This window comes from Paenarthrobacter sp. YJN-5, assembly GCF_015040095.1.
Classification (GTDB): domain Bacteria; phylum Actinomycetota; class Actinomycetes; order Actinomycetales; family Micrococcaceae; genus Arthrobacter; species Arthrobacter ureafaciens.
The window spans coordinates 518,943-534,773 of sequence record NZ_CP053544.1 but is presented as its reverse complement, the minus strand read 5'-3'; the positions used below and the strand labels follow the sequence as shown (position 1 = coordinate 534,773).

At 59.7% G+C, this 15,831-nt stretch carries 11 protein-coding genes and 3 rRNA genes; 2 read left to right on the top strand and 12 right to left on the bottom strand.

The window, feature by feature from the left end; translation table 11 throughout:
* The first annotated feature begins 140 nt into the window (after positions 1-140).
* The gene (locus tag HMI59_RS02500) at positions 141-1,133 is read left to right on the top strand and encodes a hypothetical protein (protein ID WP_193593647.1); all 993 of its coding nucleotides are present in this window, start codon (positions 141-143) and stop codon (positions 1,131-1,133) included.
* A 139-nt stretch (positions 1,134-1,272) separates the two neighbouring features.
* Here the strand turns inward: HMI59_RS02500 and HMI59_RS02495 are convergent, their stop codons facing one another.
* The 12 genes from HMI59_RS02495 to HMI59_RS02440 all read right to left on the bottom strand — a co-directional run bounded on the left by HMI59_RS02495 (position 1,273) and on the right by HMI59_RS02440 (position 15,450).
* Positions 1,273-3,258, bottom strand: a complete 1,986-nt coding sequence (locus tag HMI59_RS02495; protein ID WP_193592690.1) for an NHL domain-containing thioredoxin family protein — start codon at positions 3,256-3,258, stop codon at positions 1,273-1,275.
* Positions 3,258-5,417 carry a cytochrome c oxidase assembly protein gene (locus HMI59_RS02490; RefSeq protein WP_193593646.1) on the bottom strand — a complete coding sequence of 720 codons (2,160 nt, stop codon included), beginning with the start codon at positions 5,415-5,417 and terminating at the stop codon, positions 3,258-3,260. The genes HMI59_RS02495 and HMI59_RS02490 overlap by 1 nt, the downstream gene beginning before the upstream one ends.
* A gap of 258 nt (positions 5,418-5,675) precedes the next feature.
* A complete protein-coding gene (locus tag HMI59_RS02485; RefSeq protein WP_011776355.1) occupies positions 5,676-5,963 on the bottom strand; it encodes an HU family DNA-binding protein in 288 nt (95 codons plus the stop codon).
* 215 nt (positions 5,964-6,178) lie between these two features.
* The gene (locus HMI59_RS02480) at positions 6,179-6,742 is read right to left on the bottom strand and encodes a GNAT family N-acetyltransferase (protein WP_193592689.1); all 564 of its coding nucleotides are present in this window, start codon (positions 6,740-6,742) and stop codon (positions 6,179-6,181) included.
* An 85-nt stretch (positions 6,743-6,827) separates the two neighbouring features.
* Positions 6,828-6,944: ribosomal RNA gene (gene rrf / locus HMI59_RS02475) — 5S ribosomal RNA — on the bottom strand.
* A gap of 147 nt (positions 6,945-7,091) precedes the next feature.
* Positions 7,092-10,253: ribosomal RNA gene (locus HMI59_RS02470) — 23S ribosomal RNA — on the bottom strand.
* A gap of 555 nt (positions 10,254-10,808) precedes the next feature.
* A 16S ribosomal RNA gene (locus HMI59_RS02465) occupies positions 10,809-12,337 on the bottom strand.
* Together the 16S, 23S and 5S rRNA genes form the textbook arrangement of a ribosomal RNA operon.
* Before the next feature lie 782 nt (positions 12,338-13,119).
* Positions 13,120-13,425: a 30S ribosomal protein S14 gene (gene rpsN / locus HMI59_RS02460; RefSeq protein ID WP_021474711.1), complete on the bottom strand. Its 306-nt coding sequence runs from the start codon at positions 13,423-13,425 to the stop codon at positions 13,120-13,122.
* 4 nt (positions 13,426-13,429) lie between these two features.
* Positions 13,430-13,597, bottom strand: a complete 168-nt coding sequence (gene rpmG, locus HMI59_RS02455) for a 50S ribosomal protein L33 (protein ID WP_003798558.1) — start codon at positions 13,595-13,597, stop codon at positions 13,430-13,432.
* Positions 13,597-13,833: a 50S ribosomal protein L28 gene (gene rpmB, locus HMI59_RS02450; protein ID WP_021474712.1), complete on the bottom strand. Its 237-nt coding sequence runs from the start codon at positions 13,831-13,833 to the stop codon at positions 13,597-13,599. The genes rpmG and rpmB overlap by 1 nt, the downstream gene beginning before the upstream one ends.
* A 317-nt stretch (positions 13,834-14,150) precedes the next feature.
* Positions 14,151-14,921, bottom strand: a complete 771-nt coding sequence (locus HMI59_RS02445; protein ID WP_021474713.1) for an SGNH/GDSL hydrolase family protein — start codon at positions 14,919-14,921, stop codon at positions 14,151-14,153.
* 49 nt (positions 14,922-14,970) lie between these two features.
* Positions 14,971-15,450: a MarR family winged helix-turn-helix transcriptional regulator gene (locus tag HMI59_RS02440; protein ID WP_031217354.1), complete on the bottom strand. Its 480-nt coding sequence runs from the start codon at positions 15,448-15,450 to the stop codon at positions 14,971-14,973.
* A gap of 67 nt (positions 15,451-15,517) precedes the next feature.
* Here HMI59_RS02440 and HMI59_RS02435 point away from each other — a divergent pair, with 67 nt between their 5' ends.
* A complete protein-coding gene (locus HMI59_RS02435; protein WP_166187705.1) occupies positions 15,518-15,805 on the top strand; it encodes a YciI family protein in 288 nt (95 codons plus the stop codon).
* Positions 15,806-15,831: the final 26 nt, after the last annotated feature.

The window sequence follows — 15,831 nt, the reverse complement described above, 5'->3', positions numbered from 1 at the left end:
GGCAAGGCCCGACGGCGGGTGGCCGGTTCGGTGGGGCAACGTACCGCCGTCGTGGATATGTTTGGGGGTCTTGCTAAGTCACCTTACGGTCTTGCTGCGCAGCTAATCGCGCGGCGGCGGGTAACGTAAAGGGCGTGCAGGTGAGTCAAGCGTTGGTCAAGACCGCAGCCGGATGGCTGCTCGGTCTGATGCTTGCTGCCGCCGGCGCCGTGGTGTGCATCAACCTGGTAAGCCAGTCCGTGGCGAGCCCGCAGCAGCCTGTACGGGAATACTTTGAGGCTCTGCAGAAGGGCGAGGGCGAACAGGCCCTGGGTCTGCTCCGCGCGAAGGTCCCGAAGGCCAACGCCGCCATGCTGGACGGCACAGCCCTGCAAACCGCGGCATCCGAACTGTCGGATATCAAGATCGGCAACGCGCAATCCCGTGGCGGAAACCGAGTCGCTGTACCGGTGGACTACTCGTTGGACGGTAGCCGCCTCCATAGCGAGTTCCTGCTGGAACGCACTGGTACCCAGTGGCTGTTTTTCGGCAAATGGGCCTTCGTCCCCACCACGTTGCCCACCCTCGAGGTGACCGTGGTGAACGCCAGCGAAGCAGCCCTTAATGGAGTGCCGGTCAATATGCCCAACGGACACAACACGTTTGCCGTCTTCTATCCCGGCAAGTACGAGGCCAGTCTCAACGGCACTTTCTTTGAAGCTCCTCCGACGTCGGCCCTCGTCTCAAACCGCGACGGCGGAACGGCCCCGCTGAACCTGCAAACCCGGTCCACCAAGTCCATGGATGAAGCCGTGGCAGGCAAGGTCCGCGAGTTCCTGGACACCTGTGCCGCAGAAGCGACTGAGCAGCAGCGCCTCCAGCCGGACTGCCCCTTCTATCACGCCAGCAACGCCCGCGTGGTAGACGGGACCATCAAATGGGAAATCACGGAATACCCGAAGATCACTATCGAACCGTTCGGCGGCAAGTGGGTAGTGGCCCCCCTCAACGGCAAAGCCCGGCTGACAGCCCGGGAAATCAACCTCTTCACGGGCTACGTCAACGATCTCAACGTTGAACACGACTTCAGCTTCACCACCCAGCTGGACACGGACGGCAACACAGTGACCGTTACGCCCCTGCTGAGCTTCTAGAGGCTGGGTATCGCCTCCTGAGCCGGTGCGGGTGGCGCCGGTGACCGCGCCAGCGGCTGGGTATCGCGTCCTGCGCCGGTGCGGACCGGGACCGCTGACCCGCGCCAGCTCTTCCAGCCGCCGGCGCGTGCCCTCGCGGTCAGTCCATTCCGCGGAGGTCCAGCACAAGCTCCGAGTCGCCGTCAGCTTCCAGGACCACGGGGATTCCCCAGTCCTGCTGATACAGATGGCAGGCTGCGTGATCCGGGATCTCGCCGTCCTCCGTTTCGGGTCCGTCACAAGCTGCCGCTCGAGCAGTGATGTGCAAGACGCCCTCAAGCACGTCCGAAGACAATTCGAGGGTACGCAGGAGCCCCACCGACGTACCGCCACCGGAGACAAGCAGTTCGGGCGGAGTAGAGGAGATCTTCAGCTGCGTCGGATCACCCCAACGATCGTCGAGCTTCTGCCCCGTTGGAGCCGTGAACCGCACTGTGAGCTCCAGGTGCCCCGGGGCAACAGGGCTCTTGGGCCGGTGCGTCTGCGACGCGCCCTCATCTACCTGCTGGGCTTCCTTGGGGATCGGAACCAGGACAAGCTGGTGCTTGTTCGACTCAACCACCACCAGCAAAGGTTCGCCGTCCTCGTGGGTGACCACTACAACATCGCTTGGCTCGGCCAGGCCACGTGCCAAGGTGGACACGTTGGTGCTCGTGGGGTCATACCGGCGAACGGCACCGTTGTAGGTGTCAGCGATTGCTATGGAGCCGTCCGGCAGGACCGTCACACCCAGAGGATGCTGCAAGCGTGCCTCGGCTGCCTCGCCGTCCCTGAACCCGAAGTCAAAGAGGCCCTTGCCGATCGCGGTCTCCACGGTCACGCCGGAATCGCCCACTACCAAGCGCCGGAGCGCGGAGGTTTCCGAGTCTGCTACCCAAATGTTCTGATCCTGGTCGATCACCAAGCCGGACGGCTGCGCGAACCAAGCCTCTTCCGCGGGACCATCCAGCAAACCTTCGAGCCCGGATCCTGCAAGGATCGACACTTCGCCCGACTTCGGTTCGAAAGCAAAAATCTGGTGTGTGCCGGCCATGGCAATCACAACCCGCTGCAGCTTCTCGCTCCAGGCAACGTCCCAGGGCGAAGACAAGGAAACGCCGGTCCCGAGCCCAAGTACCCCCACGTCCACTGCATCGGCGGCAAAATCCGCCGGTCCGCCGTCGTGGTGTTCAACACGGGGTTCGGACCATTCACCGGTGCCGGACTCCGTAACCCGGGCCGGGCCGGCGTCGAGCAGCCGTTGAATGCCGTTTCCGGCGACCGTCCTGACTTCTCCGGTGCCAAGATCAACACCCCGGAGACGGTGGTTTACCGTGTCCGCAACCACCACGTCATATCCGACTGCGGTTGCCAGCTCAGCAGGCAACACTGCCACGCCCTGCGGCTCATTGAATTGCGCAACGTCCCCAGCGCCGTCGGCATGGCCTTTGGTTCCGGATCCAATAAGCCTGTCCACGGTCTCGAAATCGGGGCGCAACTCAACCAAACGATGGTGACCGGAATCGACAACAAGGTAGTTGCCGTTCCCAAGTTGGGTGGCCTTGCCAGGGAACCGCAGGGTGCCCGACGTCGGCTCGGGCGCCACGTACGGTCCGTTGCCGCGGTGGAGCGTGCCCTTGGCCTCGTGCTCAGCGACGAGTTCCTCCAGGAGGACGCCAAGCCCCCCTGCGTGTCCCTCTCCCGACAGGTGCGCCACAATGTAGCCCTCGGGGTCGATCACCACGAGGGTCGGCCACGCACGTGCGGTGTACGCCTTCCAGGTGGCCAGCTCCGGGTCATCCAAGACCGGATGGTGGATCTCATACCGTTCAACGGCTGATGCCAAGGCAACAGGATCGGCTTCGTGTTCGAACTTCGGCGAATGCACGCCCACTGTTACAAGAACGTCGGAGTACTTCTCCTCCAATGGCCGAAGCTCATCCAGGACGTGCAGGCAGTTGATGCAGCAGAACGTCCAGAAGTCCAGCAACACGATCTTGCCGCGCAAGGATTCCAAGTCCAAGGACTTGCCGCCTGTGTTGAGCCAGCCGCGGCCCTCCAGTTCGGAGGCCCGGACCCGCAGTTGGGTGCGTACGGTTTCGCTCATCAGCGTCCTTCCAGCTTGGTGTTTGGTTCGTTGTGCCCGGGTGCGTCTTCGATGGGCGCGGGTTGCTTGCCTCGCTGCCCAGCATTGCCACTGCTCATTCCCTTGCCCATAGTGGCCTCGCTACCTTGGCTGGCCGCGGGAGTACGGCGGTCGGACAACTTTGCGTCCCGCTCGGCGAGCCGGGCAAACATATCGTTGTAAGCACTGAGATCGGCGTCGTTATTCCTGTCGGCTGCTCGGTCTACCCGTTTCGTCTCCCGCGCGTCGGAACGTGACCACATGACGGCCACACCGATGGCCACCAGAAGCGTCGGAACTTCTCCGATGCCCCAGGCAACGGCGCCGCCCAACTGCTGGTCAGCGATAGCCGACGGTCCCCACGTACGGCCGAGGTTGCCGAAGTAATCGGCGGCCAGAAGACCCGTGCCGCCCATGATCGCCACACCGAAGAAGGCGTGAAAGCCCATGGTCGCCAGGAGCAGTAGCAGTCGCATGGGGTAAGGCGCCCGCCGAGGAAGGGGATCGCTGCCAATCATGCTCAGAACAAAGATGTAACCGGTGAGGAGGAAGTGGAGGTTCATCAGCTCATGGCCCACGTGCTCGCGCATGGCGAAGCCGAAAAGATCCGAGTAGTAGAACAGCACAATGGAGCCGGCGAAATTTGCGGCAGCGAAGAGGGGGTGCGTAACCACTTGGGAGAACTTTGAGTGGACGAACAACAGCAGCCACTCGCGCAGGCCCCTCGAGCCATGCGCTCCCTCAACACGGGAAGGAAGCGCGCGAAGGGCCAACGTCACAGGGGCCCCGAGGACAAGGAAGATCGGGGCAACCATGGTCAGTGCCATGTGGTCCACCATGTGCGCGGAGAACAACACGCGCCCATAGACGGCCGGCGGACCGGAAGTTATATAGGTGAGGACAACCAGTCCCACCAACCAGGGGATGGTGCGCAATACAGGCCAGCTGTCCCCCCGTCTGCGCAGCTTGAGGACGCCCATGATGTAGGAAACAGCACCAAAGAGCGCCACACCTACCCACAGCCAGTCGAAGCGCCACTCTGTCAGCCACCGCTCGGGAGTAAGCTCCGGCGGTACCTCGTAGCCGGACAGGATGAATGCGGGAGAAGCATCAGGCGAATACGTGGTGGGCTGCGGCGGGGCGGAACGTCCAAGCGCAGCGGCGAGTCCCGACGTCGCGCCCATCACCAGTAGCTCCACCAAGACCAGTTGCCACAGCACCCGGCGGGCGGACACGGTGCCCTTCCCCAACTGGGGTATTACCCACTGCCGATGCATGAAGCCAATGCCCCCGAGCACCAGCGTGGCCAGCGCCTTCGCGATGATCAGTTGGCCGTAAGGCGAACCGAAGAGATCACCCGGGCTGGTCACGCGGATGGCGGCGTTGATGACACCTGATGCGAACACCAAGACGAAAGCGAAGCCGGCGAGCGAGGAAAAACGTCGAAGCGTCGGCTCAGTGATGTCTGTGCTCGCGTTGCTACGCTGACCCGTCAGCAGGCCGGACAGGACAGCGAGCATGATGATGCCACCCACCCAGGTGGTAACACCTACCAAGTGCAGGCCCAGCGAGTTGATGGCGCCCTCATGGTCGCTGGAGCTGGAGGAGTGGCCAATGAGGGCTGGAGGGACCAAGCCGATGAGCGCTAGAAGTAGCGTGAACGCCAGTCCAGTCAGTGACCGCACTCCAAAAAGTGCCGTTGTGGCGACGGCAGCGATGATGGTCACCGCGAGCCATGCCTTGCCGGTTTCGATGTCAGTCATGAAGTAAACCAGCGCACGCGTGAACTCCGCGTCCCCCGAGATACCTTGGCCAGCAACGTCAGCGTATGTCAGAACCAAGACAGCTACAGCCGAAAGCGTCCACAGCGCTCCTGCACCCGCGGCTACAGCCAGCGCACGGGTAAATGCGGGGTGCTCAGGCGGCTCCACCTCATCCCGTGCTCGTGACCTGGACGGCTTGATGCTCTTCGGCAGGATGCCCACCGCAAAAATCAGGCCACCGATGACGGCTGCCACGGAGACGTTGTGAAGTGCCTTGGCCACAGGAAGTCCCCAACGCACCAAGGCTCCAGGATCCGAGACCTGGCGAGCGGCTGCCGCGCCGGAGAAGATGAGTGCCGCGGCGAGGGCCATAAGCATGATTGCCAGCCCGGCCAGTTGCCACGGTACGGAAATGCCCACGCCTGAGGCGCCTTCCCGCGCTCCCGGTTTGGGATTCGGCGAAGGGACAGTGGCGGAGCTTCTGGCTAATGGCACCTATCCATTGTCCGACACCCACCCCCGGGCTGCGAATCGGGAAGCCTCTGGGGAGGGGAAGTGGGATAAGCACCACTTAAAGGCAGAAGGGGTGGCAACCTTACGTTGCCACCCCTTCCAGGCGTTCGCCGAAGTGTTTGACTACTTCTTCTTGGCGACAGCAGCCTTCAGCTTGGAGCCTGCGGTCAGCTTGACGCTGTGGCCGGCTGCGATCTGGATCGTCTCGCCGGTCTGCGGGTTACGGCCGGTGCGTGCTGCGCGGTCGGTGCGCTCAACTGCGAGCCAGCCCGGGATGGTGATCTTCTCGCCTGCAGCAACAGAAGTCTCGAAAACTTCGAACAGTGCATCGAGCACGGAGTTCACGGCTGCCTGGCTGGTGCCGGCCTTGCCTGCTACCTCTGCAACGAGTTCACTACGGTTCTTAGCCATTTACGTCCTCCTGGACTAATACGTTTTTGAGCCGGCAAGCGGAACGCGAGCAAGCCACTGCTCGAAAACTTACCAGCTTGGACACTGTTGGCCAGCAAATTCCGCGTGTTTCCGCGCTTTTTTGACCGAAATCACCGGTTTTTCGGGGTTTTTGGAGCTCAGAACGCTTCATGCCGTACCCTACGGCCCACAAATAGGACCCTGCTGCCGGGCCGTCAAGGCAGAATACGTTGATACAGAATGTGATCCTGCCAGCGGCCGGCGATCTTCAAATAGGACCGTGCCAGCCCGATCTCCTCAAAGCCTGCCCGTTTGAGGACCGCCCTGGAAGGACCGTTGTTGCCAAGGACTGCCGCCTGAACACGATGAAGACCCAGACCTTCGCCTGCCATTTCCAGAACGGCCTTGAGCGCAGCCCCTGCCACGCCCTGCCCCGTCAGGGTCCGGTCAACCCAGTACCCCACATGGGCATTCTGGAAGGAGCCTCGAACAATGCCTGTCAACGTGACTGTGCCCACGACGCGTTCTCCTGCAAGGATGACCCACGGCACCTCAGTACCCGATTCGAACTGCGCCAACTTTCCAAGAATGGAAGTGCGTTGACCTTGGACGGTGAAAAACAAATCCTCACGCAGAGGCTCCCACGGGGCCAGATGGCTTGCATTCCGCGTATAGGCATCCGCTAGTAATGCAGCGTCAGTCAAAGCCAAAGGCCGGATTGCGAGCCGAACTGCGCCCGCAGGCTGCAAATTCAGGTCCAGGATTCTGCTGAGGTGCATCCTGTGACTCTACCCGTGGTGTTGTGGTGGTTAATGTGGGAGACCCCCCGACCCGTGTGGGTTGGGGGGTCTCGACCTAATGGTTGTCCGGCGGTGTCCTACTCTCCCACACCCTCCCGGGTGCAGTACCATCGGCGCTGTGGGTCTTAGCTTCCGGGTTCGGAATGGGACCGGGCGTTTCCCCCACGCTATGACCGCCGTAACCTTGTTACCCGTCCCCCTGTGTGGGGGTGGGAAGTGTGTGTGGTTACAACTGTGGTGCTTGGTTGCTGTTTAGTTGTGTTGTTGTGTTGGTGTTCCCGGGTTGTTGGTTGGGAACCACATAGTGGACGCGTGCAGTGTGTTGTGTGTGGTGTAAGTTGTTGGCCTATTAGTACCGGTCAGCTTCACGAGTCTTTAGTCCTCGCTTCCACATCCGGCCTATCAACCCAGTGGTCTGGCTGGGGGCCTCTCACACATAATGTGTTTGGAAATCTCATCTTGAAGCGAGCTTCCCGCTTAGATGCTTTCAGCGGTTATCCCATCCGAACGTAGCTAATCAGCGGTGCACTTGGCAGTACAACTGACACACCAGAGGTTCGTCCGTCCCGGTCCTCTCGTACTAAGGACAGCCCTTCTCAAATTTCCTGCGCGCGCAGCGGATAGGGACCGAACTGTCTCACGACGTTCTAAACCCAGCTCGCGTACCGCTTTAATGGGCGAACAGCCCAACCCTTGGGACCTACTCCAGCCCCAGGATGCGACGAGCCGACATCGAGGTGCCAAACCATGCCGTCGATATGGACTCTTGGGCAAGATCAGCCTGTTATCCCCGAGGTACCTTTTATCCGTTGAGCGACGGCCATTCCACAATGTACCGCCGGATCACTAGTCCCGACTTTCGTCCCTGCTTGAGATGTCTCTCTCACAGTCAAGCTCCCTTGTGCACTTACACTCGACACCTGATTGCCAACCAGGCTGAGGGAACCTTTGGGCGCCTCCGTTACTTTTTAGGAGGCAACCGCCCCAGTTAAACTACCCATCAGGCACTGTCCCTGACCCGGATCACGGGCCGAAGTTAGATGTCCAAAGTGACCAGAGTGGTATTTCAACGATGACTCCACCCGAACTGGCGTCCGGGTTTCAACGTCTCCCACCTATCCTACACAAGCCACTCCGAACACCAATACCAAACTATAGTAAAGGTCTCGGGGTCTTTCCGTCCTGCTGCGCGTAACGAGCATCTTTACTCGTACTGCAATTTCGCCGAGTTTATGGTTGAGACAGCGGGGAAGTCGTTACTCCATTCGTGCAGGTCGGAACTTACCCGACAAGGAATTTCGCTACCTTAGGATGGTTATAGTTACCACCGCCGTTTACTGGGGCTTAAATTCCCAGCTTCGCCCGCAAAGGGGCTAACCGGTCCTCTTAACCTTCCAGCACCGGGCAGGAGTCAGTCCGTATACATCGTCTTGCGACTTCGCACGGACCTGTGTTTTTAGTAAACAGTCGCTTCCCCCTGGTCTCTGCGGCCCACACCCGCTCCACAACGCAAGGTCGTTTCACGGGGCAGGCCCCCCTTCTCCCGAAGTTACGGGGGCATTTTGCCGAGTTCCTTAACCATAATTCTCTCGATCGCCTTGGTATTCTCTACCTGATCACCTGTGTCGGTTTGGGGTACGGGCGGCTAAAACCTCGCGTCGATGCTTTTCTAGGCAGCATAGGATCACCGGATCCCCCCATGCGGGGGTCCCATCAGATCTCAGGATCGTGCTCGAAACACACAGGAACGGATTTGCCTATCCCTGACCCTACATCCTTGGACCGGGGCTACCATCGCCCGGCCCGGCTACCTTCCTGCGTCACACCTGTTAATACGCTTGCCTCCCGGGATCAGGTCCCAGCACCAGCCCAACCATCACACCACAAGTGGCGCAACAAGAAAGACCGGCGGTGGTTAGTATCCCCCGTTCAACATGGGCGGTTTTTCGCCGGTACGGGAATATCAACCCGTTGTCCATCGACTACGCCTGTCGGCCTCGCCTTAGGTCCCGACTTACCCAGGGCAGATTAGCTTGACCCTGGAACCCTTGATCATTCGGCGGACGGGTTTCTCACCCGTCTTTCGCTACTCATGCCTGCATTCTCACTCGTGTAGGCTCCACCGCTGGTTTACACCGCGACTTCACCGCCCACACGACGCTCCCCTACCCATCCACACCCCTGAACCACGAAGGCTAGGGTAATGCGTGAATGCCACAACTTCGGCGGTGTACTTGAGCCCCGCTACATTGTCGGCGCGGAATCACTTGACCAGTGAGCTATTACGCACTCTTTCAAGGATGGCTGCTTCTAAGCCAACCTCCTGGTTGTCTAAGCAACTCCACATCCTTTCCCACTTAGCACACGCTTAGGGGCCTTAGTTGGTGGTCTGGGCTGTTTCCCTCTCGACTATGAAGCTTATCCCCCACAGTCTCACTGCTGCGCTCTGACTTACCGGCATTCGGAGTTTGGCTGACGTCAGTAACCTTGTAGGGCCCATCGGCCATCCAGTAGCTCTACCTCCGGCAAGAAACACGCAACGCTGCACCTAAATGCATTTCGGGGAGAACCAGCTATCACGGAGTTTGATTGGCCTTTCACCCCTACCCACAGCTCATCCCCTCCATTTTCAACTGAAGTGGGTTCGGTCCTCCACGACGTCTTACCGTCGCTTCAACCTGGCCATGGGTAGATCACTCCGCTTCGGGTCTAGATCACGCCACTGAACACGCCCTGTTCAGACTCGCTTTCGCTACGGCTTCCCCACACGGGTTAACCTCGCGACGTAACACTAACTCGCAGGCTCATTCTTCAAAAGGCACGCCATCACACCCATACAACCCCGAAGGGCTGCAGATGCTCTGACGGATTGTAAGCACACGGTTTCAGGTACTGTTTCACTCCCCTCCCGGGGTACTTTTCACCTTTCCCTCACGGTACTGGTCCGCTATCGGTCATTAGGAAGTATTTAGGCTTATCAGGTGGTCCTGACAGATTCACACGGGATTTCTCGGGCCCCGTGCTACTTGGGATCCTCTCCAAAGGCGGTGCCACACATTACGGTTACGGGACTCACACCCTCTCTGGCCGGCCTTTCAAGACCGTTCACCTATACGCACACCCACACCCCACCGGTCCGGCAGAACCAGCACGGAAAGTCCCACAACCCCGCCCACGCAACGCCCGCCGGCTATCACACATGGAACGGTTTAGCCTCATCCGCGTTCGCTCGCCACTACTAACGGAATCACTCTTGTTTTCTCTTCCTGCGGGTACTGAGATGTTTCACTTCCCCGCGTTCCCCCCACGCACCCTATGAATTCAGGCACGGGTCACACAATCACCTCACAGCGTTGTGCGGGGTTTCCCCATTCGGACATCCTGGGATCACCGCTCGGTTATCAACTCCCCCAGGCTTATCGCAGATTCCTACGTCCTTCTTCGGCTCCTAATGCCAAGGCATCCACCGTGCGCCCTTAAAAACTTGACCACACAAAACCACAACCCCAACGGGCCGCGGCTGATGCACTCAATCAATTCGAGAGAACCACGACCACAAAAGGGCCAGGTTCATTCATCAAAGAAATTGCTAGAACACACAACCCACACCCCCAAAAAGAGTGCAGGACCATGTGTCCAGATGCTCGCGTCCACTATGTAGTTCTCAAACAACAACCCCGTCAACCACACCCACCCCACACAAACACGAGGGGGGTGCCGGCCGCAGGAACAACAAGAAACACCAGGATTCCCTGCATTGCTGCAAAAAGGCCCTGTTGCCTCAGGACCCAACAGTGCGCCAAACACAACCCGGCAACGAACACCCCGGACCGCTTTCCCAACACCCCCCCACACAAAAGTGCGAAAAGGGGCTGCCGTACTCACGCCAGGACACCACCACCAACAGGCCATGCCAAAAACTTGATTTGCTGATATTCCACCCATGAGCACCCACCGCAGAACAGACGCCTGCGCAATGGGCAACACTGACAACCCCGGAACCCGCCCATGCAGGCAGACCCGGACGCCGTTAGCAGCTCCTTAGAAAGGAGGTGATCCAGCCGCACCTTCCGGTACGGCTACCTTGTTACGACTTAGTCCCAATCGCCGGTCCCACCTTCGACGGCTCCCCCCACAAGGGTTAGGCCACCGGCTTCGGGTGTTACCAACTTTCGTGACTTGACGGGCGGTGTGTACAAGGCCCGGGAACGTATTCACCGCAGCGTTGCTGATCTGCGATTACTAGCGACTCCGACTTCATGGGGTCGAGTTGCAGACCCCAATCCGAACTGAGACCGGCTTTTTGGGATTAGCTCCACCTCACAGTATCGCAACCCTTTGTACCGGCCATTGTAGCATGCGTGAAGCCCAAGACATAAGGGGCATGATGATTTGACGTCGTCCCCACCTTCCTCCGAGTTGACCCCGGCAGTCTCCTATGAGTCCCCGGCCGAACCGCTGGCAACATAGAACGAGGGTTGCGCTCGTTGCGGGACTTAACCCAACATCTCACGACACGAGCTGACGACAACCATGCACCACCTGTAAACCGGCCGCAAGCGGGGCACCTGTTTCCAGGTCTTTCCGGTCCATGTCAAGCCTTGGTAAGGTTCTTCGCGTTGCATCGAATTAATCCGCATGCTCCGCCGCTTGTGCGGGCCCCCGTCAATTCCTTTGAGTTTTAGCCTTGCGGCCGTACTCCCCAGGCGGGGCACTTAATGCGTTAGCTACGGCGCGGAAAACGTGGAATGTCCCCCACACCTAGTGCCCAACGTTTACGGCATGGACTACCAGGGTATCTAATCCTGTTCGCTCCCCATGCTTTCGCTCCTCAGCGTCAGTTACAGCCCAGAGACCTGCCTTCGCCATCGGTGTTCCTCCTGATATCTGCGCATTTCACCGCTACACCAGGAATTCCAGTCTCCCCTACTGCACTCTAGTCTGCCCGTACCCACTGCAGAACCGGAGTTGAGCCCCGGTCTTTCACAGCAGACGCGACAAACCGCCTACGAGCTCTTTACGCCCAATAATTCCGGATAACGCTTGCGCCCTACGTATTACCGCGGCTGCTGGCACGTAGTTAGCCGGCGCTTCTTCTGCAAGTACCGTCACCCCCAAAGAGGGCTTCTTCCCTACTGAAAGAGGTTTACAACCCGAAGGCCGTCATCCCTCACGCGGCGTCGCTGCATCAGGCTTTCGCCCATTGTGCAATATTCCCCACTGCTGCCTCCCGTAGGAGTCTGGGCCGTGTCTCAGTCCCAGTGTGGCCGGTCACCCTCTCAGGCCGGCTACCCGTCGTCGCCTTGGTAGGCCATTACCCCACCAACAAGCTGATAGGCCGCGAGTCCATCCAAAACCACAAAAAGCTTTCCACCCCCCACCATGCGATGAGGAGTCATATCCGGTATTAGACCCAGTTTCCCAGGCTTATCCCAGAGTCAAGGGCAGGTTACTCACGTGTTACTCACCCGTTCGCCACTAATCCCCGGCGCAAGCACCGGATCATCGTTCGACTTGCATGTGTTAAGCACGCCGCCAGCGTTCATCCTGAGCCAGGATCAAACTCTCCGTTCAAAAACAAAAAACGAAACACAACCACCCCCACCGGAAATCACGGCAAGAAGCAGCTGCAAATCTGAAACCAGCTGAAAACCAAACCACCACACACGGGGGTGCGCAATGGCCCGGCAAAAAATTCAACCAATCAAAAAACAATCGGTATCAACAAACTTGGCACACTATTGAGTTCTCAAACAACAGACACTTACCGGCACCACCACCAACCAAAGGCCAGCAGATCGCTCCGGAGCAACTTTTCAAAGTTACCCGAACCAGCCACACAAAGCAAACCAGCCCGGAACCCCCCACCAGCACCAACAGCGCACCAAAGCACCACCGGAAACCGGCCATTTGAAAGGGAGAAAGTCACCGTCAAACCCGCATCAGCGGCGGCAACTCGAATAACTTTACACACCCCCAACCCCCGAAACAAATCGGCACCGAGACCCCTCCAAAACCCCTGGAACACAAGGGAAGCGGCGTGAAAACAGCCTCGCACAGCGAGATTGCACCCATGTGAAGCCCATCACCTACCCCGGCCATGAACGCCCGGTGATAGAGCAACCCGGGAAAACCGACGGGACCTGGCAGAGCAACCCGGGAAAACCGACGGGACGTGGCAGAGCAACCCGGGAAACCCGGCGGGACGTGATAGAGCAACCCGGGGAAACCGGCGGGACGTGATAGAGCAACCCGGGGAAACCGGCGGGACGTGATAGAGCAACCCGGAATCGCCGCTTAAACGCCAAAGAGGCCGGCAACCATGACGGTTACCGGCCTCTTTAGAGTGCTGGTGCTTACCAGGAAGACTTGGTGATACCCGGCAGCTCACCCTTGTGAGCCATGTCGCGGAAGCGAACGCGGGAGATACCGAACTTCTGGAAGGTGCCGCGGGGACGGCCGTCGATCTGGTCGCGGTTACGCAGACGGATCGGGGAGGCGTTGCGGGGCAGCTTCTGCAGGCCGAGGCGTGCTGCTTCGCGGGCTTCGTCAGACGCGTTGGGGTCAACCAGGGTCTTCTTCAGCTCGAGGCGCTTGGCAGCGTAGCGCTCAACGATGACCTTGCGCTGCTCGTTACGAGCAATCTTGGACTTCTTAGCCATGTGTTTAGCGCTCCTCTCGGAATTCGACGTGCTGGCGGATCTTGGGGTCGTACTTCTTCAGGACCAGACGGTCGGGGTCGTTACGACGGTTCTTGCGCGTCACGTAGGTGTAGCCGGTGCCCGCAGTGGACTTCAGCTTGATGATGGGACGTACGTCCTTGTCCTTTGCCATTAGAGCTTCACTCCTCGTGCCAGGATGTCGGCGACGACCGCGTCGATGCCGCGAGCGTCAATTACCTTGATGCCCTTTGCGGACAGCGTCAGGGTGACGTTGCGGCGCAGGGAAGGAACCCAGTAACGCTTCTTCTGAATGTTCGGATCGAACCGGCGCTTGTTGCGGCGGTGCGAGTGCGAAATGCTGTGTCCAAAGCCCGGCTCGGCTCCGGTCACTTGGCAGTGTGCTGCCATGACTCTCCTCCAAAGTTTGAATGTAACGGCGTGCAGGGTCTTCCTGCAGTACCGTGCGACAGGCAGCGTCCGCGTCCAGTCCGAACCAGCCCGATGGATTCCGCAGTAACGCGGCGAAGAAGGTTGGCCTCAGAACAGGGCAGTGAAAATCACTGCTTCAGATCCTGGGATACTGGGCGAATACAGGGATGCACGCAACTTGAGCCCCTAACTACCGGCCCACGGGATGCTGGTCAGACCAACATTTACCGCCAACCGGAGCAATTGCACACGCTCCGCACTACCTAGCGCCTAACTATTCTACGGGCAGCACCAAATTAAGACCAATCAGGCCGGACCAGCGCAGGGTACTTGGGGCTCAGCCCGTCGCCGGACGACGTTCCCCGAACCCGCCGGACAACCCAAGGCGTAGCGAACTCACGAACCCACCGGGCGTTTTCACGCAAAGTTTCGGCACGGCTGAGCAGCCGCTGCGGCGCGGGTTCCGGAACGTCGATGACGTGCTCGTGTTCAAGGACATCAAGCACTCTTTTGGCCATGTTCAGGTGACCGGCAGTGGACATGTGCATGCGGTCCGTGTCCCACATGCGCCAGTCGTCGTATTCGTCGAATCGCCAGTAGTCCACCAGCAGGGCGCCGTGGTTTTCGGCAATTTCGCGAACCAGTTCGTTGTAGATCGCCGTGCGCCCGCGCATGGCGCCGAAGACCTTGGAACCCTTGGCATCGAAGCCCGTGAAGAGAACCACTGTTGCGCCCGTCGCGCTTAACTTGGCGATTCCGGCGTCGTAATCCTGCAAAAGCGAGTCAATGTCGATCTTGGGACGCAGGATGTCGTTCGCCCCTGCGTACAGGGTCACCAACGTGGGTTTAAGCTCGACGGCGGCATCCACCTGCTCTGCCATGATCTGGCGCAGTTTCTTGCCGCGGATAGCGAGATTAGCGTACCCGAAGCCTTCATTGCTCTGGGCCAGCTGACCGGCCATGATGTCGGCCCATCCGCGCACTCCGTTGGGGCGCGAGGAGTCAGCGTCTCCGACGCCCTCGGTGAAGGAGTCTCCAAGGGCAACATAACGGGCAGAAAAATCCATGCCGCCAGTCTGCCACCCGAAGGCTCGGCCCAACAAAGCCGGCAGGCTGCTAGGAATCGCGGAGGATCCAGTGGTTGTTGTCGAGCCGGGCCACGATCTTCTCACCGATGCGCGCCAGGTCCGCCACGTCGTCGGGGGTCAGCGAGTCCAGCATCAGCGTGCGGACAGATTCAACGTGACCGGGCGCCAGCGAAACGATGGTGTCCATCCCCGCCTCTGTCAGGTGGGCAACAGTTACCCGGGCATCACCGGGGTGCGCCTCGCGCTCAACCCAGCCGCGCTTCTGCAGTTTGGTCACCACGTGTGAAAGGCGGGACAAAGAAGCACTCGTGCGGGCAGCGAGTTCGCTCATCGGAAGGTAGCGGCCCTCAGCCTCGGAGAGCATGGCCAAAACGTTGTAGTCGAAAAGGGACAGCTTTCCGGCGGACTGCAGTTGCGTGTCCAACGCTGACGGAAGAAGGGTGTTGATGCTTAGGAGGGCCAGCCAAGCCCGGCGTTCCTCAGCGTTAAGCCAGCGCGGTTCAGTCATGGCTTCAATCTTAGGAGAATCCGTCACCTCCCCCGTCCGCGCAGTCCCGAAACGGTAGGCTGACGGCATGTTTGTTGTGTCACTGACCTACAGGGTTCCCGACGAGATTGTGGACTTCCACCGGCCAGGCCATATGGCCTGGCTTAGGGAAGCGTTCGACGGCGGCGTGTTCGTAGCGTCCGGACGTCGCGTCCCGGCAGTTGGCGGAGTCCTGCTCTCCAACGTGGACAGGGCAACTTTGGATGAATCCCTGGCGAAGGACCCGTTCTACAGCAACGGAGTGGCGGATTTCGAAATCATCGAATTCAACGCCACCACCGTGGCGGACGGCTACGAGAACCTGCTGGATTCCTGACAGAGGAACGCCCGACAACGCGCGGG